Origin of the sequence: Bizionia myxarmorum, from assembly GCF_008086205.1 — a bacterium.
GTDB classification, from domain to species: Bacteria; Bacteroidota; Bacteroidia; order Flavobacteriales; family Flavobacteriaceae; genus Algorimicrobium; species Algorimicrobium myxarmorum.
This window is the reverse complement of record NZ_VSKK01000001.1, coordinates 837,833-864,039: the sequence shown is the minus strand read 5'-3', so window position 1 is coordinate 864,039 and position 26,207 is coordinate 837,833. Positions and strand designations below refer to the sequence as shown.

Annotated in this window: 21 protein-coding genes; 6 read left to right on the top strand and 15 right to left on the bottom strand. The window is 33.5% G+C overall.

What is annotated here, in order from left to right:
- The first annotated feature begins 62 nt into the window (after nt 1-62).
- From ES674_RS03875 to ES674_RS03860, 4 genes are all read left to right on the top strand, one after another.
- Nucleotides 63-386, top strand: coding sequence for a DUF59 domain-containing protein (locus tag ES674_RS03875; RefSeq protein WP_148402659.1), 324 nt, complete (start codon nt 63-65; stop codon nt 384-386).
- A gap of 80 nt (nt 387-466) precedes the next feature.
- Nucleotides 467-2,302 carry an ABC transporter ATP-binding protein gene (locus ES674_RS03870; RefSeq protein ID WP_148402658.1) on the top strand — a complete coding sequence of 612 codons (1,836 nt, stop codon included), beginning with the start codon at nt 467-469 and terminating at the stop codon, nt 2,300-2,302.
- Between the two features lie 18 nt (nt 2,303-2,320).
- The gene (locus tag ES674_RS03865) at nt 2,321-2,827 is read left to right on the top strand and encodes a DUF2480 family protein (RefSeq protein WP_148402657.1); all 507 of its coding nucleotides are present in this window, start codon (nt 2,321-2,323) and stop codon (nt 2,825-2,827) included.
- Nucleotides 2,828-2,859: 32 nt separating this feature from the next.
- Nucleotides 2,860-3,801, top strand: a complete 942-nt coding sequence (locus ES674_RS03860; RefSeq protein ID WP_170233958.1) for a DUF3078 domain-containing protein — start codon at nt 2,860-2,862, stop codon at nt 3,799-3,801.
- An 82-nt stretch (nt 3,802-3,883) separates the two neighbouring features.
- Here the strand turns inward: ES674_RS03860 and ES674_RS03855 are convergent, their stop codons facing one another.
- From ES674_RS03855 to ES674_RS03835, 5 genes are all read right to left on the bottom strand, one after another.
- A complete protein-coding gene (locus tag ES674_RS03855; RefSeq protein WP_148402656.1) occupies nt 3,884-6,139 on the bottom strand; it encodes a transglycosylase domain-containing protein in 2,256 nt (751 codons plus the stop codon).
- 62 nt (nt 6,140-6,201) lie between these two features.
- Complete coding sequence (gene hflX / locus ES674_RS03850; protein ID WP_148402655.1) at nt 6,202-7,413, bottom strand: GTPase HflX; 1,212 nt, start codon at nt 7,411-7,413, stop codon at nt 6,202-6,204.
- Between the two features lie 209 nt (nt 7,414-7,622).
- Nucleotides 7,623-8,213: a DUF6705 family protein gene (locus ES674_RS03845; protein WP_148402654.1), complete on the bottom strand. Its 591-nt coding sequence runs from the start codon at nt 8,211-8,213 to the stop codon at nt 7,623-7,625.
- Nucleotides 8,214-8,328: 115 nt separating this feature from the next.
- Nucleotides 8,329-8,931, bottom strand: coding sequence for a DUF6705 family protein (locus ES674_RS03840; RefSeq protein WP_148402653.1), 603 nt, complete (start codon nt 8,929-8,931; stop codon nt 8,329-8,331).
- Between the two features lie 94 nt (nt 8,932-9,025).
- Nucleotides 9,026-9,658 (bottom strand): DUF6705 family protein, encoded by a 633-nt coding sequence (locus ES674_RS03835; protein WP_148402652.1) that lies wholly within the window; start codon nt 9,656-9,658, stop codon nt 9,026-9,028.
- Nucleotides 9,659-9,964: 306 nt separating this feature from the next.
- Between ES674_RS03835 and ES674_RS03830 the strand changes: the two genes are divergently transcribed.
- Nucleotides 9,965-10,930 carry an endonuclease/exonuclease/phosphatase family protein gene (locus ES674_RS03830; protein WP_148402651.1) on the top strand — a complete coding sequence of 322 codons (966 nt, stop codon included), beginning with the start codon at nt 9,965-9,967 and terminating at the stop codon, nt 10,928-10,930.
- A 10-nt stretch (nt 10,931-10,940) separates the two neighbouring features.
- Here the strand turns inward: ES674_RS03830 and ES674_RS03825 are convergent, their stop codons facing one another.
- The 3 genes from ES674_RS03825 to ES674_RS03815 all read right to left on the bottom strand — a co-directional run bounded on the left by ES674_RS03825 (nt 10,941) and on the right by ES674_RS03815 (nt 15,653).
- A complete protein-coding gene (locus ES674_RS03825) occupies nt 10,941-11,318 on the bottom strand; it encodes a hypothetical protein (protein ID WP_246125969.1) in 378 nt (125 codons plus the stop codon).
- A 97-nt stretch (nt 11,319-11,415) separates the two neighbouring features.
- Nucleotides 11,416-12,849 (bottom strand): DUF5689 domain-containing protein, encoded by a 1,434-nt coding sequence (locus ES674_RS03820; RefSeq protein ID WP_148402650.1) that lies wholly within the window; start codon nt 12,847-12,849, stop codon nt 11,416-11,418.
- A gap of 38 nt (nt 12,850-12,887) precedes the next feature.
- Complete coding sequence (locus tag ES674_RS03815; protein WP_148402649.1) at nt 12,888-15,653, bottom strand: carboxypeptidase regulatory-like domain-containing protein; 2,766 nt, start codon at nt 15,651-15,653, stop codon at nt 12,888-12,890.
- 142 nt (nt 15,654-15,795) lie between these two features.
- Between ES674_RS03815 and ES674_RS03810 the strand changes: the two genes are divergently transcribed.
- A complete protein-coding gene (locus ES674_RS03810; protein ID WP_148402648.1) occupies nt 15,796-16,848 on the top strand; it encodes an endonuclease/exonuclease/phosphatase family protein in 1,053 nt (350 codons plus the stop codon).
- Nucleotides 16,849-16,922: 74 nt separating this feature from the next.
- Here the strand turns inward: ES674_RS03810 and ES674_RS03805 are convergent, their stop codons facing one another.
- The 7 genes from ES674_RS03805 to hppD all read right to left on the bottom strand — a co-directional run bounded on the left by ES674_RS03805 (nt 16,923) and on the right by hppD (nt 26,157).
- Complete coding sequence (locus tag ES674_RS03805; RefSeq protein ID WP_148402647.1) at nt 16,923-17,363, bottom strand: hypothetical protein; 441 nt, start codon at nt 17,361-17,363, stop codon at nt 16,923-16,925.
- A 107-nt stretch (nt 17,364-17,470) separates the two neighbouring features.
- The gene (locus tag ES674_RS03800; protein WP_148402646.1) at nt 17,471-20,068 is read right to left on the bottom strand and encodes a TonB-dependent receptor; all 2,598 of its coding nucleotides are present in this window, start codon (nt 20,066-20,068) and stop codon (nt 17,471-17,473) included.
- A gap of 165 nt (nt 20,069-20,233) precedes the next feature.
- Nucleotides 20,234-21,874 (bottom strand): glucose-6-phosphate isomerase, encoded by a 1,641-nt coding sequence (gene pgi, locus ES674_RS03795; RefSeq protein WP_148402645.1) that lies wholly within the window; start codon nt 21,872-21,874, stop codon nt 20,234-20,236.
- A 6-nt stretch (nt 21,875-21,880) separates the two neighbouring features.
- Complete coding sequence (locus tag ES674_RS03790; protein WP_246125968.1) at nt 21,881-23,191, bottom strand: M23 family metallopeptidase; 1,311 nt, start codon at nt 23,189-23,191, stop codon at nt 21,881-21,883.
- Entirely contained in the window at nt 23,149-24,066 is a 918-nt protein-coding gene (locus ES674_RS03785) for a tryptophan 2,3-dioxygenase family protein (protein WP_148402644.1), read from the bottom strand. Before ES674_RS03785 ends, ES674_RS03790 begins: the two co-directional genes overlap by 43 nt.
- Before the next feature lie 4 nt (nt 24,067-24,070).
- A complete protein-coding gene (locus tag ES674_RS03780) occupies nt 24,071-24,853 on the bottom strand; it encodes a DUF3108 domain-containing protein (protein WP_148402643.1) in 783 nt (260 codons plus the stop codon).
- Nucleotides 24,854-24,993: 140 nt separating this feature from the next.
- Nucleotides 24,994-26,157 (bottom strand): 4-hydroxyphenylpyruvate dioxygenase, encoded by a 1,164-nt coding sequence (gene hppD, locus ES674_RS03775; RefSeq protein WP_148402642.1) that lies wholly within the window; start codon nt 26,155-26,157, stop codon nt 24,994-24,996.
- Nucleotides 26,158-26,207: the final 50 nt, after the last annotated feature.

Here is a 26,207-nt window from a genome sequence, read left to right as displayed (position 1 = left end):
ATTTGCGGTTATTTGTCCATGTGACGAACGACCAAACAACTTTACAAAACACCACAAATAAAATGAGTGAAACAATAGATACTACAGCTTTAGGTGAACAAATTGTTCGTGTAATTAAAACTATCTATGATCCAGAAATTCCAGTAGATATTTACGAATTAGGATTAATTTACGACGTTTTCGTTAATGAAGATCACGATGTAAAAATACTAATGACATTAACTACTCCAAACTGTCCAGTAGCCGAAACGCTGCCTTTGGAAGTTGAAGAAAAAGTAAAATCAATAGACCAAGTTAAATCGGCTATTGTTGAAATTACTTTTGATCCGCCTTGGAGTCAAGATTTAATGAGCGAGGAAGCCAAGTTAGAATTAGGAATGCTTTAATTCTATTGGCATTTTATAATCTTCACAAGAAGAATTTTATATTTACAAGGCATTCTAAAGTTTGTACTTGAAGTTAAAACATGGCAAAATCCAGACTTAAATCCCTAAAAGACACCGAGAAAACAAGTTTCAGAAAGTCATTTAGTGCTTTAATTTATATTCCACGGTTCTTTAAAGAAATTTGGAAAACGAATAAGAAGCGCTTTATTTTATCAGCTTTTTGTAGGCTTGTAGGCGCTATTTTACCTGTAGCCATTCTTTGGGTTGGTAAGATAATTATTGATGAAATTATACTTCAAGCTAACGCAGATATAACGGATTTCAATAGACTTTGGACTTATGTTGCTATAGAGTTCGGTTTGGTGGTTTTATCAGATTTGGTGAGTCGTGCCATATCCTTAACGGATAGTTTGCTAGGTGACGCCTACTCTATTGATTCATCTGTGGGCATTATAAAAAAGACCAATCAAATAGACATCAGTTTATTAGAAGATTCTGAATTTTATGATAAGTTGGAACGTGCCAGAACGCAAACCGCGGGTCGCGTTGGTTTAATTTCCAACGCCTTGGGCGAAGTTCAAAGTTTAATTTCCATTGCAACGCTTGTAGCCGGATTAATTTATTTTGAGCCTTATTTAATTATACTTTTGGTGCTCAGCATCATTCCCTCTTTTATAAATGAAATTTGGTTTAGCCAACAACAATATTCTTTAGCTAGAGGTTGGACAGCTGAAAGACGCGAACTCGATTACCTGCGTTTTATTGGCGCCAACAACCAAACCGCCAAAGAAATCAAACTTTTTGGACTGACGGATTTTATTGTAGATCGGTTTAAAAACCTGTCTGATGAATATTATCAACTCAATAAAAAGCTAGCTGTAAAACGTTCTGCATTGGGCTTTTTGTTCAATGTTTTGGGTACTTTAAGTTATTATGGCGCTTATATTTTTATTATTTATCGGGTTGTTTCTGGCGTTATTACATTAGGTGAATTAACATTTCTATCTGGATCCTTCAACCGATTAACACGAAACCTACAGGACTTCTTTTCCAAGTTTACTAGAATTACAGAAAGCTCCCTTTATCTAAAAGATTACTTTGAGTTTCTTGATATTTCTATAGAACCAAAACATAATGAAGACCAACCTTTACCTGAAAAAATAATAACTGGTTTCGAATTTAGAGACGTGCATTTTTCCTATCCCGATTCTGATAAAGAGATATTAAAGGGTGTTAGTTTTAAAATTTCGGCAGGAGAAAAAATGGCTTTTGTGGGTCAAAATGGCGCTGGAAAAACCACCTTAACCAAACTATTATTGCGCTTTTACGAACCTACTTCAGGCGAAATTTTATTAGATGGTATTAATATTAATCGCTTTAAAAGAGACGACTATCAAGAATTCTTTGGTGTGATTTTTCAAGATTTTTTCCGCTATGAATTTACAGTCCGTGAAAATATTGCTATTGGCGATATTGACGAATTATATAATCAAGAAAAAATTGAGAATGCTGCCGAATTAAGCTTGGCAAAAGATGTTATTTCAGAATTAAAAAAAGGTTATGATCAGCAACTTGGCAAGCGGTTTTCCAAAGGACAAGAACTTTCAGGCGGCCAATGGCAAAAAGTAGCTTTGGCTAGAGCGTATATGAAAGATGCCGAAGTCATGATTTTAGATGAACCCACTTCGGCTTTAGATGCCCGAGCAGAAAGTGATGTTTTTAAGCGATTCATTGGTTTAACAAAAGGAAAAACAAGTATTATCATTTCACACAGATTTAGCACGGTTAGGCAGGCAGATCGGATTTTAGTTTTAGAAGACGGGAAAGTGTTAGAAATTGGAACCCATGAAATTTTAATGAGTAACCAAGCTTTATACGCCCAACTCTTTCAATTGCAAGCAGAAGGCTATCAATAAATATCGTAATTTTGTACTATGGAAAATGAAATAATCAATCGCGTTGCTAATAGTAAATTGGCAGTTTTAGATTTGGAAGATTACTATCCAAAAGGACCGCGCATGCTTTTAGATATCAAAGATTGGCTGATGGAAGGCATCGTGTTGCGTGAAAAAGATTTTAGAGAATATGTTAAGAATCACGATTGGCAACAATATCAAGATGCTTATGTGACGATTCACTGTTCTACCGACGCTATTGTACCAGCTTGGGCTTATATGCTCATTACTATTTCATTAGAATCTATTGCCAAAAAAAGTATTTTGGGCGATTTAGATATGCTTGAAACCGCTTTATATCAGGACATAATATCTAATCTAGATATTTCAGAATATCAAGATAAACCTGTTATTGTAAAAGGTTGTGCAAAAAAACCAGTTCCAGTCAATGCCTATCTAATGATTACAGAAAAATTAAAACCAATAGCTAAATCAATAATGTTTGGTGAAGCTTGCTCAAGTGTTCCTTTATTTAAGAGAAAATAGTATTTTTGTATATTAATTAATCCAAAATAGATATGAAAAAAATCTTAATCATGAGTCTGATGTTGGTTGCAACAGCTTCATTTTCTCAAACAAAAGAAGAGCTCAAAGAACAAAAAGCTAAAAAACAAGCAGCTGCTGATGTATTGCAAAAAGAAGCGGATGCATTACAAAAACAAATCGACAATTTTCCAGGTTGGAAATTTGGTGCATTTGGTACAATAGGTGCCAGTTTTTCCCAATTTGATAATTGGTACGGACAAGGAACGCCTAACAATGCCTCGGGAAATATCAATATTACGGTTAATCCTTATGCGAAATTGGATACTGAAAAATACTTCTGGTACAACACTGGAAATATTAATTTAAGTTGGGTAAAATTTGACGATAAAGACGATTCCACTGACGACGATAGTTTTAGAGAAGCCAATGATGTTTTTAACGTAACATCTCTTTTTGGTTATAAAATAGCTAAAAATTTAGCTGCTTCTACCCTTGCAGAATATCGTACTACTTTAATCAATAACTTTAACGATCCTGGATATTTAGATGTTGGTGTTGGGGTTACTTGGACGCCAATTCCTGATTTAGTAGTGGTGGTTCATCCGTTAAACTACAACTTTGTATTTGCAGAAAATGATGCTATTTTCCAGTCGTCTTTAGGTGCTAAAGTTGTAGCTAATTACAGTCGTTCTTTTGGCAAATTGGGTTTAAACTCTAATTTATCTGCTTTTATGAGTTATGAAGATTCTAATTTATCAAACTGGACTTGGATCAATGCCGTTAGCTATAAACTATGGAAAGGTATTGGTTTAGGCTTTGAGTTAGGTTTAAGAGATAATAAACAAGAAGCGGTTAATTACGCATTCAAGCAATGGGAAAAAGTTGTTCCAAGCGTAGATGCACAACCAGACTTCAATACTGTAGATAATAAAATTCAAGTTTATACCACTTTTGGTTTAAGCTATGCGTTCTAAATAGGTATTTACTAATAAATAAAAAAAGCACCGCATTTGGTTTATTCCAAAAGCGGTGCTTTTTTATTGGGTAAATTTGAAATTAATTACCCTTAAATTTTTTCTTCTTTTTCTTACTGGTGAATATCTTTTTAAAGAACCCATCTTCCTTTTGAAGCTTGCAGTCCATATCACTTAATACATCTGCGCTTGGCGATTCAAATTGACTTTTGGTAATATCATTAAATTTTTCATCTTTATTTAAACGCTGATAAAATTCAGCAAACATGGGTAAAGCCGAATTAGCACCTTGACCTAAAGCTGTTGTTTTAAATCCAATACTATAATTATCATTTCCTACCCAAGTAACGGTAACTAAATTGGGCGTAATAGCCACAAACCAACCGTCTTTATTATCTTGCGTAGTTCCTGTTTTTCCAGCAATGGCGTTATTCAAATTATAAGTACTGCGTAAACGAGAAGCCGTTCCATTATCCACTGTAGCTTTCATCATTTGCATTAAAACTTGTCTGGTATAATCGCTATAAGCTGGTTTTTCCATCACTTCCGGTTCAAAAGAAACAATTAATTTCCCGTTTCTATCTTCAACTCGCGTAATCATATAGGGTTTTACAGCATAGCTGTTGTTCACAAAACTAGCATAAGCGCCTATTAATTCTTTCAAACTTATTTCTGCAACACCTAAAGCTAAAGATGGTTGAGCTGGTAATTTTTTAGAAATACCCATTTTCTGTGCTTGTTTCAGAACATTAGGAATTCCAACATCATTTAAAACCTTCACTGCAATGGTATTTACCGAATTGCTTAAAGCCATTTCTAGATTATAATTAATATCGGTTTTAGCATTCGGATTTTGACCAGCATTAGTTGGTGTCCAGTTTTTATAGTTCGTATAGGTAACCGCATCTATAGAATAATATGAACAAGGTTTCATGCCATTTTCAATAGCAGCGGTGTAAACAAAAGGTTTAAATGTGGAACCCACTTGGCGTTCACTTTGCGACACATGATCATATTTAAAATAGCGGAAATCAATACCGCCTACATAGGTTTGAATGGCTCCCGTTTTAGGATTTATGGACAACATACCCGTATTTAAAAGCTTTAGGTAATGTTGAAGACTATCTTTTACCGAAAGCATTTGAGTGGTATCACCTTTCCAAGTAAAAACTTCCATTTCACGTTTTACGGAAAGTGAATCCTCTATAGCTTCTTCCGAAACACCTGCTTTTTTCAAACGTTGATATTCTGGCAAAGCCATCATGGCTTTTTTAATTAGGTTTTTATTAGCAATCCATGGCGCATTATTTCCATGAGAAACTTCATAAGCCGCTTGCAATTTCATGAGGTGCACGCGCATCGCTTCTTCCGCCATACTTTGCATAGTAGCATCCAAGGTTGTGTGAACTATTAAACCATCTTTATACAAATCATAAGCATCGCCATTAGGCTTTTTATGATCTTTTAAAATGTCTTTTAATTGCTCTTTTACCTGCGCTCTGAAATAAGGCGCTAAACCGACATCATGGTTAAAGGAGTAATATTTTAAGACTAATGAATCTGCTTTTAATCTTTCTGAACGTGCTTCATCCAAATACTCATATTTCACCATTTGGTTTAAAACAACATTGCGTCGTTTTTTACTGTTTTCAGAAAATATCCGTGGATTATAATAAGTATTCGCTTTTAAAGTTCCCACTAAAGTAGCAGCTTCAGCCACTGTTAATTTACTAGCCGTTTTATTGAAAAATTTTTGGGATGCACTTTCAATGCCATAGGTATTATCAGGAAATGGAACGGTATTAAAATATAGGGTTAAAATTTCTTGTTTTGAGTACACGTCTTCAATACGTTGCGCAACAATAGATTCTTTAAATTTATTGATAAGCATGCTAAAAAGCGCATAGTTTTTTCGGCCATATAAGTTTTTAGCCAATTGTAAGGTAATGGTGCTTCCACCTCCAGCAGATTTATCACGCAATAAGATGTTCTTAAAAAACACCCGCATTAAACTCACGTTATCAATACCATCGTGTTCATAAAACCTAGCATCTTCCGTTGCTACCAAAGCATCTATAAGATATTTCGGTAAATCTTCATATTCCAAAGGTTGTCTATCATAGATATAATATTTACCTATTAATTTTTCATTTTTATCTAAAACCTGTGTTGCTTCTGCCTGTTTTAAAGAACCTATTTCATCATGAGTTGGTAACTTACCAAACATGCCGAAATAGATACATGCATAGAGAATTATGAAGAATAAAATGATGGCGGCTATTCCCACAAGAGACCATTTTACCCATGTTTTTTTTAAAAATACGCGTACTTTTTCCATTGATATTTTAAAACGTTAGAACTCGTTTTTTTTATGAAGTTAGGTTAATTTGAGACTTAATTTTATTCCTCCTCGTCGAAATCTGGGTATAAAAAGTTATTATAAGGGAAACGTTTTACATGAATTTCGCGTACTTCATCATACACCCGTTTTTTAAACTCGTTCATGTTTTGCTTGTTTAAAGCTGAAATAAATAAGGCGTTATCACCTACCCTATTCATCCATGTTTTTTTCCATTCTTGCAAACTGTAATGGGCTTCGGTGCGTTCTACTTCTAAATCCGTTTCGTCATAAGGCTCTGGGATATAAGCATCAATTTTATTGAAAACCATAATCGTGTCCTTGCCGGCACTACCAATTTCACCTAATGTTTTATTTACGGCATTAATGTGATCTTCAAAATTTGGGTGTGAAATATCTACCACATGAAGTAGCAAATCGGCTTCACGAACCTCATCCAAAGTACTTTTAAAACTATCTACCAACTGCGTTGGCAGTTTTCTAATAAAGCCTACAGTGTCTGTTAATAAGAAGGGTAAATTTTGAATCACCACTTTTCGAACCGTTGTATCTAATGTGGCAAATAATTTATTTTCGGCAAACACGTCGCTTTTACTAATGGTATTCATGAGGGTGGATTTCCCCACGTTTGTATATCCAACCAAAGCCACACGAACCATTTGTCCGCGGTTACCACGTTGCACAGACATTTGCTTGTCAATAATTTTAATCTTGTCTTTTAGTAAAGCAATTTTATCACGAACAATACGTCTATCGGTTTCTATTTCCGTTTCACCAGGTCCACGCATTCCAATACCACCCTTTTGGCGTTCCAAGTGTGTCCACATTCCTTTTAATCGTGGTAATAGATATTCGCATTGCGCTAATTCCACTTGTGTTCTAGCATAACTAGTTTGTGCACGTTGGGCAAAAATGTCTAGGATTAAATTGGTTCTATCTAGAACTTTACACTGTAATATTTTACTAATATTTCGTTCTTGAGCAGACGATAATTCATCATCAAAAATGGCGGTTCCTATATCATTATCTTCAATAAACTGCCGAACTTCTTCCATTTTCCCTTTTCCAATAAAGGTTTTAGGGTTTGGCATATCCATTTTCTGCGTGAAACGTTTTAGAACTTCACCGCCGGCGGTATATGTTAAAAATTCGAGTTCATCTAAATATTCTTTAGACTTAACTTCATCCTGACTTTTAGTAATAACACCAATTAAAACGGCACGTTCGTGCGAAATATCTACTTTTTCTATCATAAGCTTTAAAAGTACAAAGTTACACAATTGAAAGCAGTTTAATTTTTATAATTTTAATGCGATTGCTGAAATTTTGTGCGGAATGCAAAAATGACTTGACAATCATTGGTTACTTTATAAATGAAATTTTATGGATATAAAAAACAGCAAAAAAGAATAAACCGTTTAGAGTTCATTTTTGATCGCTGTTTTTAATTATATTATCCTAATTATTGCTTAATAACTATTAATTCTGTTGGTAATGTAAAATTGTAATTATATGCTGGTTCTCCATCAAATCTTCCAGGAATTTCTTTTGGATTTTCTATTTTCACATTTAATTGATTTAGGTTTCCGGATAGAAACTCGAACGTTGCATAACAATACCCTTTATTAAGTATTATGTCATTAAAAATAAATATTAATTTGCCATCTTCTACACAACTTGTATACATTGGGTTTTCACTTGGGTTCTCGTTAACTGGACTAATAATTGAATTAACAATAAATGAATTTCCCGAGTCAGTAGAATAGCTGTAGTTACCAATCATATAGTCTTCGAATATTTTGTATTCAGGAAAATATTTTTGAGTTACTTTGGTTAATTCGAAGACCACTATTTGGTTCCCATTTTCCCATTTCCAAGTACCAATATAGTCATTAAAAGTTCCGTTTAGATCAGAGAAATACGTATAGTTAGGCACATCTTCTTCCGTCAAACCACTACAAATATTTTCTATTACACTAGGAATAGGTGCTGGGTTTTGACTATAAATGTTGATTCCTAATAGTAAAGTTAAGGTTATAAGTATAGTTTTCATAGTTTGAAGATGTAGACTTGGGTTTCAGTATAAGATAGCAGTAATTATTGAAATTAAGTAAACCTCTCCAAATACGGAGAGGTTTTGTGGGTTTTCGCATTTGATATGATAGTTGCTATTGTTTAACTAATACATAATAACCGTCAGGAATATCTAATTTTACCGTATTATCGCCCATTATGGTATAATCATAGATACAAGCTTCTAATTTTTCGGTGCCATTATCATTTACATAGCGAAGTATAACGCGACCTTCGGCAAATTCATTTGCTGGGTTATTAATAAGTAGTTCAATTTTTATTTCTGAAATAGCACTATTATCTGTACAAAAGTTAGGTAATTTATGCATAAAAACACCACCACTAATAGCGTGTTCATAGCCAGTAATAAATGCATTTTCAATATCTAAGAGCGTATTTATTTTTTCCACGCCATTTTCTATATATTGATACTCACCGACTAATAAGTCTTCAAAGTCAGATGAACTAGATATTTGATAATACTCTTCTTTTTTTAATATCAAAGTAAGCTCAGTTGTTCCATTTTGATAAATCCAAGTCCCTTCAAATTTTCCAAATTCATTATTAACATCTTTTAGATAATAATTTTGGTTGTTTTTCATTGCGTCTCCGCTACCAATAGGAACTATAATGGTTTGGCCTTTGGAAGAGATGGTTATAAAAATAAATACTATTACTATATATATTGGTGTTTTCATGGTTTTTAGATGTTGACTTGGGCTTCAGGGTAAGATAACCGTAATTTTTGAAAATAAAAAAACCTCTCAAGATTTTGAAATGCTTTAGAGCTATTTATTGTTTTATCATCACATAAGTACCATAAGGTATTCTTGTTTCTGTTGTTGCACCAGAAGGAAATCTAGAGTAGCCCAAACCTAAAACCATTTCTATATCATTTATTGTTGGATCTGTAATGTTAGGTAAGGTTCTCAAAACAATTTCATAACTTAAATACGTTCTTTCTGGATCTTCTAATCGTAAACGTACACGTCTTTCACCAACTACGCAATCTTCACAGTTTGGTAGAAATTGATAAGGTATAATTCTATTTCCAAAAATTTGATGTTCATCTTTACTTAAAGAGGTATTACTTATTTCAGGTAGGGTGTTTATCAACTCATTGCCGTTATTATCAATGTACTGGAACTCACCATAAAGATAATCCGTAAAATAAGATATTCCTGATACCCGAGTCAATTCTGACATTTGCATTTTATTTAAAACTATTTTAAATATTTCATTGCCATTTGTATATCGCCATGTTCCAATAAATCTATTAAAATCATTATCAACATCTTTATAATAAGCATTTTCTAAGCGAGGCACAAGATTTCCTTCGTAAAGTGATACAACAGGAGTTTGTGCTTTGCATTCAATTAATACACTAAAAAATGATAGTATTGCTATATAAATGGGTGTTTTCATAGTTTTTAATTACAGTTAGGAGGTGTACTGACGCCAATTTTGGTAATAAATAATATTAAATATAACCGATTTAAAATTCTGAAGCTTTGACAAATTACTTTTTGTAAAAGATACTTCTTTAAAAAAAGAACTCATCCAAGCTTTTTGGTAAATTTTGTGCCATATATCGGAATTCCAAACACTAATGCCGTTTTCCCTTAAAATGCTCCAGGTTCAATACTTTTAGTTTTTTACAGTCAATAAGAGTTGAAATAAAACTTGTATTACAATTCCCATTTGATACTTTTATCACAAATACTCAAATGTATGAACAACATGCCAAATTCGCAGCCTTCAAATAACACCTACACCATAGCTTTTTATAACACCGAAAACTTATTTGATATTTATAACGACCGAGAAAAACACGATCGAGATTATTTACCAAACTCCACCAGAAAGTGGACCAAAAAACGCTATCAAAATAAAATACAGAAATTAGGAGTCGCTATTTCTAAAATAGGTAAAAGTGAAACCCATAAAGCACCTAGCTTAATTGGTTTAGCCGAGGTAGAAAACGGCAAAGTGCTCCGTGATTTGCTAAACTCCTCTAGTTTAAAGGACATTCCTTATGATTTTGTACATTTTAACTCCAAGGATGAACGCGGGATGGATGTAGCTTTACTATATAATAAAGCAGATTTTACCGTAACACATTCCGAAATTTTTTCATTGATATTTGATAGACCCGAAGGTGGCGATGATTTTACGCGAGATGTTCTTTTAGTTACAGGAATGCTTAGAGGTGAAACTATTTCCATACTTGTAAACCATTGGGCTTCCCGACGTGAAGGCACACAGCTTTCAGAGGCTAAAAGACTGCAAACTTCCGAGAAGTTAAGCTCTATTATACAAAACTTAAAACAAGCTCAGCCAGGGGCTAAAATTATCGTAATGGGCGATTTTAACGACGACCCCAATTGCAAAAGTATCACACAACTTACTGAAAGTAATGAGCTATTCAACCCTATGAATACCCTGCGTTCATTTAACCGTGGTAGTTTAGTACACCATTTAAAATGGCATTTATTTGATCAGATTATGGTAAGTACTAATTTCTTTAAGCCAGATGCTGACCATTTAGAATTTGATGAGGCGAATATTTTTGATGCAGATTTTTTAAAAGAATATAAAGGAAAATATAAAGGCACGCCATTTAGAACCTATGCTGGCGAGAAACACAAAGGCGGTTACAGTGATCATTTTCCCGTTTATATAACCTTGAAGAAGTAATATAATAAATTTACACCGCTTGCCAGATTATAGCTGCAAGAATACAACAAACAACAGGAAACAACCAAAGCATAAAAATGGATTGATTTTGCGATTTCTTATTAATCATTTTTGCATGTAGTATTTTACTTTTTCTGCCCGCATATTGTATCCAATTTTTAAAAAATATAAATACCGAAGCCATAATAAATAGTATCCACGCTTTGTCTTGAGACAGCGTATTGACATCCATTTGACTGAAAAATCCTGCAAAAAACATACCCAATAGCAACAAAATTGAACATTGAAAAATAGAAATATAGATGGTGGCAATTTGATTTGCTTTTTTGTTTTTAACGTTTTTATAATGTTTAAACACGTTAAAAAAGAGCGAGTCGAAAATAGACATATTTGACCTTGTTATAAAATTAAAAACCTGCTAATTTATTACAATTAGCAGGTTCTTTTTATAATTATTTTAATACTAAATATTTATAATAATTAGTTTATTGAGCAGCTAATATTTTAACATTACCTAAATCTCTAGTTGAAGATACTGTTGCATTGGCACTATCATAAACAAGCGCAATGAAACCATTACCAGTTGCATCAGAAAGATCAATAAAGCCAGTTTCATCGTATACATTATCGAAAAAACCACCATTAATAGGAAGCCCTTCAATTTGACTTGCGCCTACTTCCGTCCAATTAGCAGTTGAAGGATCAGCTCCTAAAACATAGTCGTTAGAGTAATAAGCTTTTAAAGGCTCTTCGCCTGCATCACTGAAAGCATCAGCGATTTGTAATATCATTTGTTCACCATCTTGGGCGTCAAAATCAAAAACTGGAGAAATTAACCAACTAACCATTACTACGGCGTTAGAACCATCATACCCTGAAGCTCTAACATAAGAAACACCACCAAAAGATGCTGGATACCAAGCTCTTGTTCCAGCTGTATTAATAACCGTCCAGCCATTTAAACCGCCTACAAAATCTTCTTCATAAACGACAGTAAAGTCATTAATATCTAAAAGTGAACATCTAGTACCGTCTAAATTAACATCTTCTAAACCGTTTATAGCTAATACTACTGAAGCGCCATCAAAAGTTTTATTTACTACTGCTTTTAAAGAGCCATTTCCAGTTGGTAATAATTCATTTTTAAAAGAAGCAAACGAGCTTGTTTCTAAATTGATAGTTGTATAACCGAAACCTTCACAAGCTTGAAGTCTTCTTTTGGTATCATAATCTTCCATAGAATCAAAATAACGCTTTCCTAATAAATTATCGGCAAACTCTACATTATTAGCTTGAACATAAATTCCTAAGAGACTAGCGTTAATTTCAGATAAATTTACATTTACAGGAACTATGTCTTCTGTAACTGGAGATCTAAAAACGTGCGTACTTACACGATTTTCGCCCATACTCGTTACTGTTGTTCCAAATTGGTTTGTTTTAGTACCACCACCAATTGCAGTTATACCATTACCAACACGTTCTTCACCAAGAAAAACACCTTTTAAACTTACATATACCTCACGACCAAAGTTAAATTGGTTGTATAAATCTACTTGATTTATAATAACTTTAATAGCTACTGTTGGGTTTGTAGGGCTATCTTGTAAAAAGAATTCTTTAAAGAAGTTTCCTGTTTTATCTGAAGATGATACATAACCTTTGATATAGATGTTTTCATCTGCAACAAAAGGCATAGCATCTGTAGTATTTCCGTCGCCATTAGGATCTGACGTATACATAGCTTTTGCTTCTGCAATAGTAATATAGGTTCCGTTAGCTATTAAGTTATTTAATCTAGCGTTTTCTTCGTCTCCTAAACTTGTAGGAATTGTATAATCGTCATCTTGTACACAAGATACAATAGCTAAACTGGCAACTACTGCTAATATTAGGGTTAAAAATTTATTTGTTTTCATAATTAATACTTTTTATAATTAATTTTTCTTTTTCTTTTTTAGAATCTAAAGTTAACATTTACAAAATAAGTAGCACCACGTCCGTACCAATATTTTGGACCGAACTTGCGTTTAGGGATTTGGTTATCAGCCAATAATGATGCGTAATTAGCGCTTCTTCCTTGTTCAAAACCTCCCGTTTTATATACTTCGTCTAGTAAATTATTTACACTAGCAAATACACCAATATAGTAATCACCAATTTTCCAAGACTTTCCACCTGTTAAGTTAACCGTGAAATAAGCATCAAATTCTTCTTGTTTTAATAAGTCGTTAGCTACGTCTTGATCGTAATTGTTGATTGGTAAACCATCATTAGCCAAGTAAAAGTTTTCAGTTCTTAAAAGTGGACTAACATCTATATAAGTATTAGATAAATAGTTAACCGTTGCACCAAACCACCAGTAGTCTGGATCGCGATATTCGAATCCAAGTGAGTACGCTTGTTGTGGTCCACCTGCAATTTTATAATCCTTTAGGTTGGACTTATACGTTGGCGTTCTATCAAAACTTGTAGACGTTAAATATAAATCTGGGTTATTGTCATAGGTGTATTGGCCTATTCCTGCAACCGCTTTTAATTTAATAGTTGGTGTTACTTGCGCATCAATACCTAATTCAGCACCAATGTGTTTTTTATCTACACCTTGTAAAATTTCTTGAACAAAAGCAGATGTATCATTGAATATGGTTTCTGAATCAAGATCTGCTCCAACGCTTGTTATACCATCGGCATAGTAGAAAGAAATCTCGTTAGCATCTTCAATCTTGGTATAATAACCCGTTAATTTTGCTTTCACTATTGGTGAACGGAAAATATAACTAGCATCAAAAGTTGTAATTGTTTCTTCTGATAAATTATCAACAACCGTATTATTATCTCTAGAGTTAGCGAAAGAGTTTCTAATAGATGGCGCTTTCGTAATATACCCAGCATTAACATCTAATAAATGCTTACCTGTAATTTTATAAGTAAACCCTCCTTTTGCTCCAAGACCTGTGAACTTTAATTCTTCACCTTTACCATAAGATAAATTTCCAGCAAAATTATCATGTTCCCATAAACCGTCACGTTGGTATGATGTGCTTGTTACACTTCCTGAAACGTAAAAATCAATTTTGTTATATTTAAATTGCGCTTGAGCGTATCCTGAAATAACCTCTGCAAAAATATTATAGTTATAACGGAATTTATCCCCTTCACCAACCACACGGTCTGGATTTTGAGCATCATATTGGAAACCGTCAAAAGAATCGACGTTTAAGTAACCTGAACCACCTAATAAATCGATGATATTTCCAAAATTTTCGGATTTCAAATTCTTATAGTTAATGGCAGCGTTAAACATAATATTCTCATTAATTTCCGTGTTGAAAATAGAGTTCACATTTATTTGCGTGTCATCCGTACGATCTTCATATAAAACATAAGCACCTGTATCGCCTACTGATGCGTTGGTAATGTTTGCATCTAGAATACGATCCCAGTTTATTTGACCATCGTTCATGAAATTCTGTTCAGCTACATAGGCACCGGCGTAATCTGGACCATCAGAATCACCTAAAAAATAACTAGGTAAGTTTTGGTAATAAGCAGGACTTGGGTTTGCACCACCGCTATAATCTAAACGGCTATTTCCTACTTTACCAAATTGGTAACCAATGTTGGTATTTAAAGTTGATTTACTTCCAATATCCCAATAATGGTTTAACATTAAAATAGGCTCTTCAATTTCTTTGATACGTGAATTTTTCTTGTCACCATCTAAATAACCCCAATATTCATTATACTTAATATCTTTTAAGTCATAAACCTCTTGTGTATTCGGAGAAGATTTTCCACGACGGTTTGGTGTATACATAGATGTAAAGTTCAAACTGTGGTTCGCGTTAAGTTTCTTTTCAACTGCTATAAAAAAGGAGTTTGCATCATATAAAGTTCCATCTTGGAAACCTTCATTACCCCAACGTCTTCCTACCATAGTAGCTAAAGACCAACCACCATCTAATAAACCAGTTGCATAACTAGCCATTACACGATTGGTATAACTTCTGTTAGAAGTAGAATAGGTAACACGACCACCTTCACGGTATTGTGATGCACGCACATTCATATTAGTAGTTCCTAAAATTCCACCAAAGCCATAAGCTGAAGGCGCTAAACCCGTAGTTAATTCTTGGTTACGAAGCATATCATTTAAGCCTCCCCAATCACTCCATTGTGGTCTACCATCATAAATTTTATTCATTTCAATTCCGTTCATCAAAACCGTACCGTTTTCAGAATCTAAACCTCTAACTCTATAGAAAGAAGAACTAAATTCAAAAGCTGCTGTACGTTGAAAAACATCTTGAGACGATTGTAATAAACCCGAAATATTATCTAATCCACCAGATTCATCATCCAATTCATCATCGGTAAGATTAATGGTGAACAAATCGGCTGCATTGTCTTTTTGTAAAGTCATATCTGCAATATCTACAGTTTGACCTTCATTAATTACGATAGGATATCTTTTAAAGAGGTAATCATCTTTAGATATTCTCAAAATCTGATCTCCTAAAGGTAAGCCTGAAGTAAATTCAAACATTCCATTATCATCAGTTAGTGTTGTAAAATCTGTACCTTCAATAGAAACAGTTACATTGGGAATTGGATCGAAAGAAATGGCTTCAGTTACACTTCCTTTCACCACTGTTTGCTGCGCAAATGCGGTAAGACTCGAAAAAATCCCGAATAGAAAAACAATTAAAATTTTTTTCATACTTGAATTTATAATTAAAAAAATTGATACTTTGCGTTAAATGTTAATTAAATAAGCGTGCAAATTTACATTATTTATAATAAATATCTACTTTTGGCGTAAGATTTGTAACAAGATAACCTAAATATAACATACTACATTAATGAAAAATTTTAAAATTTGGTTTACAGTAGTCCTAGCATGCTTTGCTATGACTGCCAATGCACAGGAAGGTAAGAAATTTAAAATACATACCGTAGCCTTTTATAATCTAGAAAATTTATTTGATACTATCAACGATCCAAACAAAAATGATGAGGCTAGCCCAATCATGGAGATGAGAACCAACGTTGGTGCTATTTACAAAAAGAAAGTACAAAATATGGCTCGCGTACTTGCGGATATTGGTACAGATACAGCTCAAAACTCACCAGTAATTATAGGCGTTTCTGAAGTTGAGAATCGTGATGTTATGCAGGATTTAGTAAATGATCCACAATTAATATCTAAAGATTATGGGATAGTACATTACGAATCGCCAGACCGTCGGGGTATTGATGTGGGTTTATTATACCAAAAACAATATTTTACACCATTACATACTAGTAGTCATGAATTGATAATTTATGATGACAGCTCGCAAAAACGTGTATATACAAGAGATCAACTTTTAGTTTCTGGTAAATTAGAAGGTGAAATGATTCATATTATTGTTAATCATTGGCCTTCTAGAACCGGCGGCGAAGCAAGAAGTAGACCGAAACGTGTTGCAGCTGCCAAGTTGAGTAAGAAATTAATTGATTCTTTACAAACAATTGATCCGTATGCTAAAATTATTTTGATGGGCGATTTAAATGACGATCCTAATAACGCTAGTTTAAAAGAAGTTTTAGAAGCTAAAAAAGATAAAGAAGATGTTCAGTTCAAAGGAATTTATAACCCTATGGAAAGCTTCTTTAAATTAGGATTGGGCTCTAATGCCTACCGTGACAGCTGGAGTTTATTTGATCAGATTTTAGTTACACAACCATTTTTAGAAAAAGATTATTCGTCTTTACGTTTTTATAGAGCGGGTATTTTTAATAAAAACTATTTAGTAAACAAAAAAGGTAAATACAAAGGCTATCCATTACGTAGTTTTGCTGATGGTGGCTTTACAGATGGCTTTAGTGACCACTTCCCAACTTATATATACTTGATTAAGGAAGTAGAATAATACGTCATACAATCGCACAAAAAAGCGCCTTCAATTTATCTTGAAGGCGCTTTTATATTTAAGGATGCTATGGTTTAGTTTGGCCAAGCATTCCATGGAATTCGTGATAAAACGAGAATCAATGCTAGCGTATAAAAAACAGCAATCATTCTTAATTTAGCTTTAGACGTCAACTTCTTTTTATGCTTTGAATACCCAATCGTTATAAGCGCAATAGCTATAATAGTAATTAAAGGGTGTTCAATTAAATACAATCTATCTACGGAGTTTTTCATAATTTCTCCCATTCCTGAAGTGCTGAATAAGCTAAATCTTGGAGAAACAAAATACAGCACCAATCCGATTAGCAATTGAATATGTGCTACGATTAGTGTGAATAATGAAATTCTAAAATCTTTAGCCGAATACTCTTTTCCCGCCATAGCTTTAATAACAGCATTAAGCGTAGCAAGAACCAATATTAAAAGCACTAAATAGGCCCAATAGGAGTGTAAAATCTTTACGGTATTATACATTTTTTTTAAAGTTTAATAGTTAGTTTAACAAATGTAATAAATAAAGCCCATAAAAAAACCGCTTCGTTAAATGAAGCGGTTTTAGAATTATAGACTAATATGAATTATTAGAAGTTATATTTAACAGATGCGTTAAATGTCATACCATTAGTATTGATATAACCAAAGTTATCTGTTTGTTGAATTCTTACTTCATCAAATAAGTTGTAAACGTTTCCAACAAAGGTTAAACGTTGACCACCAAATTCAAAATTATAAGATATACCTAAATCTGTTAAAGAATATGGACGAATAGTACCTACATTTTCTAATTGTACTGAATTTCCATCATTTCGGAACAAACGTTCGTAGTAGTTAATGTTACCATAAACAGTTAAACCACTAATAACACGTGCTCTTGCTCCAAAACCAGCTGTAAATTGCGGTGCGTTAGTAATTTTCACACCGTCTCTGTTAGTTCCTGGAGTTTCAGAAATTAAATCACCTGTACGGTCATTATAAACTGATACATCTGAAGTACCATCATATTCCCAGCTACCACCAGAAATATAACCTGTTAAACTTACAGCATTTGTTACACGGTATTCCATATCTAATTCTACACCTTTATGGATTTGACGAACACCTCTATCAAAAATATTTAACTCAATATCATCAGAATCATCACTAGGAGTACCATTATCATCTCTATCAGTAGCAAGAATCACACGATTATCCCAATCTGTATAGTAGAAGTTAAAATCTGCTCTAAATTTATTTACTTTAAATTTATATCCTAATTCAAAACTTGTAATTTCCTCATTTTCCACTTCCGGGTTTTTGAAAATTTCATTTGAGTTTCTAATATCTTTAAATATATTATCTAAAAATGGTTGTCTAGAATAGTATCCTGCGTTTAAGTAAAGACGACTACTATTAGGATCAATGGCGTAAGAAACACCTCCTTTTAAGTTATAACCCATTTTACTTAATTTTTCAGACTTTCCTAAACCTTCATCTTCAAAACGTCCGTCTCTTTGGTAAGACTGGTTTGAAATGGCTCCTTGAAAAAATGCAGAAAAATTATCATTTGCATATTCAATTTGTCCAAATCCACCTTGATAGTTAATGTTTTCTGAATAATCATAATCAATTCTCTGACCTTCATCAGCAAAATTAAACAATGAAGACCATGGTGTTGCATTGTAAGATTCAGTTACGATACCACCATCATTTCTGTCATTAGCCCAACCAGATAAACCATAAAAATCAGAAATTTGACGGAAGTGATCACCTCTATATAAACGAAGATCAGCACCAATATTGAAACTTAAGTTTTCATTAATTTCATGATTAAAACTTGTAACTAAACCATACCAAGCATGATTATTTACAGATGAACGTTGAACATAACTTGATCTACTTTCACCACTTTCATTACCAATACCATTATTATCAGCTAAAGCTTGTTGCTCTATTGCAAAATAATCAATTTGACCATCTGCATTTCTTATTCTACCACGACCACGATCACCTGTTCCGCCACCGCGTCCCCATGATGCATAAGCAACAGTTGCCAATTCAGATTTTTCAGAAATATTCCAATCCCAGTTTAAATTAAATACTGGTTTATGATAATAATTTGTTCTTTCAGATTTAATACCTTCTGAATATTGACTTCCATTTAAACCTTCAGTATAACCCCAATGTTCATTGAATTTAGGTGTGTTTTCTAAAGTTTCTAAACTTTGAGAAAATCTTTGACCGTGTTGTTGTGGTGCACCTGTTAATAATACATTGAATGTATGATTTTCATTCGGTTTATAACCAGCTGAAAAGAAATAAGTTTGACCTGAACCAAATGTACCTTGAGCCCATTTTCTATGTGCTTGCCAATGATCTAATAACACAGAAAAAGACCAACCTTTTTCGTTTAAACCAGTATCATAAGAAACCGTTGTTTTCATATAACTGTCATTACCACCCATAACACGAGCAAAACCTCCTTTTGTTCTGTCAGTAGATTTCATGATTAAGTTCATAGTACCACCAACAGAAGAAATTGCCAATTTAGATGATCCAAGACCACGTTGTACTTGAACCCCGTTTGCAACATCTGCAATACCAGCCCAGTTTGACCAATATACGCGTCCGTCTTCCATACCATTTACTGGCTGACCGTTTAATAAAACAGCAATGTTTGTTTGATCAAAACCACGTAAAAACATTTGAGAATCACCAAATCCTGTTTGTCCAGAAATGTAAACTGATGGGGTGTTTTTGATAATTTCAGAAACTTCTACGTTACCAACGGCACGTTCTTGAATTTCTGATCTTTTAATTGTAGAAACCGCAATTGGAGTTGCTCTGTCTTCCGCTAAATCAATAACTCCAGATCCAACAATAACAACTTCTTCTAATGTATTGTCGCTAGCTAAAACAATATTACCTAAACTCTTGCTACCTGTAATAGCCATAGTTTTAGTTCCGTAACCTACATAGGATATTACTAATGTAGCATTAGTACTTCCTGTTGTAATGGTAAAATTCCCATCAAAATCTGAAGATACACCATTAGTTGTACCTTTTTCAATGATGTTTGCACCTGGTAGCGGCGCGTTCATTTCGGCATCCATTATAGTACCTGTTACTGTACTTTGAGCCATTGTAATACCAGTAAACAAAAATGCTACTGCTAAAAATAATAATCTTGTAATTTTTTTCATTGTATTAAAAAGATTGGTTTTAAATTTTGCGCAAAATTAATCCTTTAATGCATATTAACATGAAGTTAACGTTAAGATTTTTTGCCTAACCTAAGATATTATAAATTTTAGACTAAATATATAGTAGATAATAAAGCTATTAACAGCGTTTTCAACAATTTAAAATCACTTTTTCAAATAATACTTCAAAATATTAGCAGTAGAAGCATCATGATTGGCAAAAGTGTTATTTTTTATATCGGTTAAAATATTTGTCGCTAGTTGCTTTCCAAGCTCTACACCAAATTGGTCATAACTGAAAATATTCCAAATTATACCTTGAACAAAAATCTTATGTTCATAGAGTGCAATTAATTTTCCAAGACTTTCTGGTGTTAGTTTTTTTATGAAGATGGTATTTGTAGGTTTATTGCCTTCAAATACTTTAAAAGGAACTAAATGTTTAATTTTTTCTGAAGAAATGTTATTAGGTTCAAATTCTGAAATAACGGCAACTTCTGTCTTTCCATTCATTAATGCTTCCGTTTGGGCAATAAAATTAGAAACAAGAATATCCTGATGTTCTTTATTACCATGAAGCGATTCTGCAAATCCAATAAAATCAGCTGGAACCAATTTGGTGCCTTGATGTATTAATTGAAAAAAAGCATGTTGAGCATTGCATCCTGGTTCGCCCCAAACTAATGTTCCAGTTTGGTAGTTTACGGGTTTTCCATTTCTGTCCACCGATTTCCCATTGCTTTCCATAATTCCTTGCTGCAAATAGGTAGTAAACTGATTTAAATATTGCGTATAAGGAATAACAACTTCACTTTCTGTTTCAAAAAAATTATTATACCAAATGCTAATCAGTGCTAAAACAACGGGGATATTTTCCTTTAAAGATGCTGTTTTAAAATGCGTATCCATTTTATAAGCACCAGATAATAATTTATCAAAATTATCATAGCCTATTGACAAACTTATGGACAATCCTACGGCGCTCCATAAGGAAAACCGGCCGCCAACCCAATCCCACATCGGGAAAATATGATCTGGGTGAATGCCAAATTCTTGAACACTCGCAATATTAGTAGAAACGGCAACAAAATGTTTTGCTATTGCAGCTTCTGAAGCTTTCTCTAAAAACCAAGATCTAATGGTATTGGCATTGGTCAAGGTTTCATGAGTAGTAAATGTTTTTGAAACAATGACAAATAAGGTCGTTTCTGGATTCAGTTTTTTAATGACTTCATGAATATGGTCGCCATCTATATTACTTACAAAATGGGTGTTTAAGTGATTTTTATAAAACTGCAAGGCATCTACAACCATAGCCGGACCCAAATCTGAACCCCCAATACCAATATTAACAACATCGGTAAATGCTTTTCCGGTATATCCTTTTAATTCACCCCTAACAATTTCGTTGGTGAAATTTTCAATGGATTTTTTAACCTGATGGATTTCTGGAATAATGTCCACGCCATCAACCACAATCGAAGCTGATTCTGGTGCTCTTAAAGCTGTATGTAAAACAGCACGGCCTTCAGTTTCATTAATAATATCACCTGAAAACTGGCTGGCAATAGCCTCTTTTAATTTCGTTTCTTCGGCTAACTTTAGGAGTAAATCTAATGTTTCTTTAGTAATTCTATTTTTTGAAAAATCTACAAAAAAATCATTCCATTCAATAGAAAAATTATCTGCGCGATCCGCATCAGCAGCAAATAAGTTTTTCATTTCTAGATCTTTGATTGCTAAAAAATGCTCACGAAGTTCTTGCCACGCTTTTGCGGTAGTCGGATTAATTTTTGGTAGTGACATACGTGGTTAATCTAAATGCGTAATCAAATCTTCTGGTGAACTATCTAAAATAGTTGAATTTCTGATCTTAATAGCATCTATTTGCAATTTTAAAGGTTTGATGAAATCCAAATACTTCACTTTTAAGCTATCAGAAATAGGTTCCGATTGCGGTAATTTTTGAAGAAACGGATCCACTTGCTTACCATTTTTCCAAAAACGGTAGCATACATGCGGCCCAGAGGTATTCCCCGTCATACCAACCCATCCAATAATATCACCTTGCTTTACATATTGGCCAGCTTTTACGTTCTGACTTTTCATGTGCAAGTATTGCGTTTCGTAAGCAGAGTTATGCCTTATTTTTACATAATTTCCATTACCACGCGTGTAAGCGGATTTGGTAACAGTTCCGTTGGCTGTTGATCGAATTGGAGTTCCAATAGCGGCTGCAAAATCAGTTCCTTTATGAGGTCTCACTTTATTACCATATAAAGCAATTCGTCTATTTAAGTTGAAACGAGATGAAATACGCTTATATTCAACCGGCGCTTTTAAGAATGCACGACGCAAATTATGTGCTTTCTCATTAAAATAATCGTGGATTCCTTTATCTGAATCTATTTCAAATTCGAAAGCATAAAAAGGTTCACTTTTATGCTCAAAATAAGCCGCTTTAATTTTATCTACCCCAGCGTAAATAGTATCGTCTATATATTTATCGGTATAAATAACTTTGAAATGATCATTAGGTTGAAGTCTGGTAAAATCAATACTCCAAGCATAAATATCAGACATTTTGTAAGCCAAAATAAGACTTACTCCTTGATCTGATAATGTTTGGGAAATATTACTGGTAATAACACCTGTAAATTCCTTTTCTACATATTTGATAGGTTTTCTACTGGTAAATGCGTGAATGGAATCCTTAAAATTAAGAACTACATATTCTTCCCTATTGGGCTGATAAATAAATGAAAGCGCTTGTTGAATAGAATCTTTAGAACATAACACCGTATAAGGTTTCCCTACTTGAAGTTTTCTAATATCAAAATCTTTTCTAGTCTCTTCGGCAATTTGAAAAACTTTAGAATAACCCACGTTATAACGTTCCATAATAAGCCCGAAACTATCACCATTACGTATAGTGTCTCGTTTTACTATGTAATCATTTAAGTTAAAACCAAACTCCTTAAGGTCTTCTGGTGGTATAACAGCCGCAAATTCGTCTTCAAGAATAGGTTCCGGTTTGTCGGTTTTACAACTTACAATAATTAGTAATAATGCAAATAGAATTAAACATTCTCTCCCCATTCGTCTAGTTCTTGTTTGCTCCATAATTCTGGAAAAAATATTCGTCGTTGATATTTTGGATGCATGTATTTTACCCATTCGCTTCCTCCTGTTGCTTCTGTGGTTTTACCATCAATATTTAAATAATGATTGGCGGTATTGTAATGTGCCATAACCCATTTAATATTAACGGTGTAGTCATAATGACGCATGGCATTTACTAAATCTTGATTCGTTCTAACAGCTTCTGGTAGTTCTTTAAACTTGGTCCAGAGATTATTTGTGTTATAGAATTTCGCAAATCTAATAAATTCCTCTTTGTATCTTTCTTCAAAAACTGTTAATAAATAACTTTTTTTGCCTGTTTTGTAGTCCTTTCCTGCAGCTTGCCAATATAAATGCTCAAAAGCATGTTCAAAAGGTGTATCTCTATCAATAGTTGCACGGAAGCGATTGTCTATCAAATTAATTAATTCAGTTGATGAAATTTCAATTTTACGATATTGAGCACTTTGAAAACCACTCGCTGGCGTTAAGGTGTTACGGAATTTATTATACTGTTCCACGTCCATTCCAAGACGCATAATTTCAAAAGAAGAGGTTAGCATATCAAAATAACGGCTAACACGCATTAATTTTGTGGAAAAGAAATCGGCAGTCAGACTTTCGGCAGTTGCCACCTGATCAATTTCCCAAAGTATCATTTTAAACAACAATTCGTTTATTTGATGATACATAATAAACACCATTTCATCTGGTAAAACGGTGCGTTGTGTTTGCAAATCTAAAAGGGCATCCGTTTGGATATAATCCCAGTAATTAATGGGTTTGCTATATAATAAACCTTGTAAGTGAACGTCTAAATCTTGACCAATATTATCAAACTTCTCTTTAAGCTGTTTTGTTATCTCTTCATTCATGCTATTAATTTTGAACTAATATATTAAATGGATGCTTCAAGCCTTTAAAGGCATTCAAATCGGCACGCAATGAACCTACTGCAAGATCCGCTTTGATACGTAAAGGTATTCTATTTTTATCATTTGAAACCCACAAGGTAAGGCTTTCTTCTTCTTTAAACACCCTTCCAGCCATTACATATGGTCTAAATTTTAAGGTATTTACTTTACCAAAACTCGTGGTAATAACTTCAGTACCCAAATAGCGCAACTTAAAGCCATAATTTTCTTCATCAAAAAACATGTTAACCTCTACCTCATCATTAACCTTAAGATTGTCAATATCTAAGTTATTACGCAAATAATAAAAAGTAGATACCATATCTTGAATTTTTGGTTTCGTATCAAAAGAAGTCTTGGTGTTATGCTTCAGGTTATGTACAAGTGCTTTGTTGTTTTTTTGATCGAATTCTATTTCAATATTTTTAGTATGTCCACCTTCATTAATATCACGAATGAATTTATAAGGAATGTTTAATTGTTTATCAAAGTAGCTTTCATAACGATCTTGAACTTTAAAAAACCAACTAACCGCTCCTGTAGTCCACCCTTTGCCAACTACATGATAAACAGGTTTACCTTTATAATTGGATTCGTTTACGGCAAGCGTTGCTTCACCGGCTTTCATCCAACCACTATAACTCATTTCAAAACGAAACCATTCGCCCGTACCATACGCACTTTCAATTTGAGAAAATGATTGGTTCATAGAAACTAATGCAATGATGGCTATTATTATTTTTTTCATAATCTTATTTCTAATTGTAAAATACAACTTAAACGTTATTGTGATTAATAGATTACAATTACTATTCCAAAAATATAAAACAAAAAAACTCTATCGGTGAATAAGATAGAGTTTTTATGCTTTTGTTTATTAAACAGATATTATAATGTTCCTCTTAAAGCCTGCTCACGCTCTATAGATTGAAAAAGTGCTTTAAAGTTTCCAGCTCCAAAACCTTTAGCTCCCATGCGTTGAATGATTTCAAAAAACAAGGTTGGTCTATCTTCTACGGGCTTAGTGAAAATTTGTAATAAATAACCTTCCTCATCCGCATCAATCATGATGCCTAATGATTTTAGTTTTTCAATATCTTCACGTAATTCATGACTGAATTCTTCTAAACGTCCTGGTACTGAAGCGTAATATTCTTCAGGAGGCGTTGATAAAAACTCAACTCCACGAGAGCGTAAATCAGAAACAGTTTTAATAATATCATCTGTTGCTACCGCTATGTGCTGGACGCCAGGACCTTCGTAAAAATCTAAATATTCTTCAATTTGCGATTTCTTTTTACCTTCAGCTGGCTCATTAATTGGGAATTTGATACGGCCATTTCCGTTACTCATTACTTTACTCATTAAAGCCGAATATTCCGTGTGGATTTGCTTATCATCAAAAGATAAGAAGTTAACAAACCCCATTACATCTTCATACCATTTTACCCAAGTATTCATTTCATTCCAACCTACATTACCTACCATATGGTCGATAAATTTTAAACCAGTTGGTTCTGGATTATAGTCTGATTTCCACTCTACAAAACCAGGCATAAATTTACCTTTATAGTTTTTGCGTTCTACAAACATGTGTACCGTTTCACCATAGGTGTAAATTCCAGCACGAACTACTTCACCATGCTCATCTTTTTCTACAGTTGGTTCCATATAAGATTTGGCTCCACGTTTAGTCGTTTCCTCATACGCGCTTCTAGCATCTTCTACCCATAAAGCAACCACTTTTACACCATCACCATGTTTTACAATATGATCGTTGATTGGCGATTTACTATTTAAAGGTGTTGTTAAAACTAAACGAATTTTATCCTGTTTTAAAACATAGCTTACTTGGTCCCTAGAACCTGTTTCTAGTCCACGGTAGGCATAAGATTGAAATCCAAATGCTGTTTTATAAAAATGCGCGGCTTGTTTGGCATTCCCTACGTAAAACTCCACGTAATCGGTACCTAAAAGTGGCAAGAAGTCTTGAGCGCCTTCAAATATTTTTTCTAATCCGTATTCTACTGATTTAATCTCTTTTTTACTCATAATAAATTTAATTGTTGATTCATTGCGTTGTTAATTTGATAACGAACGTA

Coding starts and splice junctions, on each gene's coding strand:
- ES674_RS03875 (WP_148402659.1), top strand. CDS start 63: ATGAGTGAAACAATAGATACTACAGCTTTAGGTGAACAAATTGTTCGT.
- ES674_RS03870 (WP_148402658.1), top strand. CDS start 467: ATGGCAAAATCCAGACTTAAATCCCTAAAAGACACCGAGAAAACAAGT.
- ES674_RS03865 (WP_148402657.1), top strand. CDS start 2,321: ATGGAAAATGAAATAATCAATCGCGTTGCTAATAGTAAATTGGCAGTT.
- ES674_RS03860 (WP_170233958.1), top strand. CDS start 2,860: ATGAAAAAAATCTTAATCATGAGTCTGATGTTGGTTGCAACAGCTTCA.
- ES674_RS03855 (WP_148402656.1), bottom strand. CDS start 6,139: ATGGAAAAAGTACGCGTATTTTTAAAAAAAACATGGGTAAAATGGTCT.
- hflX (WP_148402655.1), bottom strand. CDS start 7,413: ATGATAGAAAAAGTAGATATTTCGCACGAACGTGCCGTTTTAATTGGT.
- ES674_RS03845 (WP_148402654.1), bottom strand. CDS start 8,213: ATGAAAACTATACTTATAACCTTAACTTTACTATTAGGAATCAACATT.
- ES674_RS03840 (WP_148402653.1), bottom strand. CDS start 8,931: ATGAAAACACCAATATATATAGTAATAGTATTTATTTTTATAACCATC.
- ES674_RS03835 (WP_148402652.1), bottom strand. CDS start 9,658: ATGAAAACACCCATTTATATAGCAATACTATCATTTTTTAGTGTATTA.
- ES674_RS03830 (WP_148402651.1), top strand. CDS start 9,965: ATGAACAACATGCCAAATTCGCAGCCTTCAAATAACACCTACACCATA.
- ES674_RS03825 (WP_246125969.1), bottom strand. CDS start 11,318: ATGTCTATTTTCGACTCGCTCTTTTTTAACGTGTTTAAACATTATAAA.
- ES674_RS03820 (WP_148402650.1), bottom strand. CDS start 12,849: ATGAAAACAAATAAATTTTTAACCCTAATATTAGCAGTAGTTGCCAGT.
- ES674_RS03815 (WP_148402649.1), bottom strand. CDS start 15,653: ATGAAAAAAATTTTAATTGTTTTTCTATTCGGGATTTTTTCGAGTCTT.
- ES674_RS03810 (WP_148402648.1), top strand. CDS start 15,796: ATGAAAAATTTTAAAATTTGGTTTACAGTAGTCCTAGCATGCTTTGCT.
- ES674_RS03805 (WP_148402647.1), bottom strand. CDS start 17,363: ATGTATAATACCGTAAAGATTTTACACTCCTATTGGGCCTATTTAGTG.
- ES674_RS03800 (WP_148402646.1), bottom strand. CDS start 20,068: ATGAAAAAAATTACAAGATTATTATTTTTAGCAGTAGCATTTTTGTTT.
- pgi (WP_148402645.1), bottom strand. CDS start 21,874: ATGTCACTACCAAAAATTAATCCGACTACCGCAAAAGCGTGGCAAGAA.
- ES674_RS03790 (WP_246125968.1), bottom strand. CDS start 23,191: ATGGAGCAAACAAGAACTAGACGAATGGGGAGAGAATGTTTAATTCTA.
- ES674_RS03785 (WP_148402644.1), bottom strand. CDS start 24,066: ATGAATGAAGAGATAACAAAACAGCTTAAAGAGAAGTTTGATAATATT.
- ES674_RS03780 (WP_148402643.1), bottom strand. CDS start 24,853: ATGAAAAAAATAATAATAGCCATCATTGCATTAGTTTCTATGAACCAA.
- hppD (WP_148402642.1), bottom strand. CDS start 26,157: ATGAGTAAAAAAGAGATTAAATCAGTAGAATACGGATTAGAAAAAATA.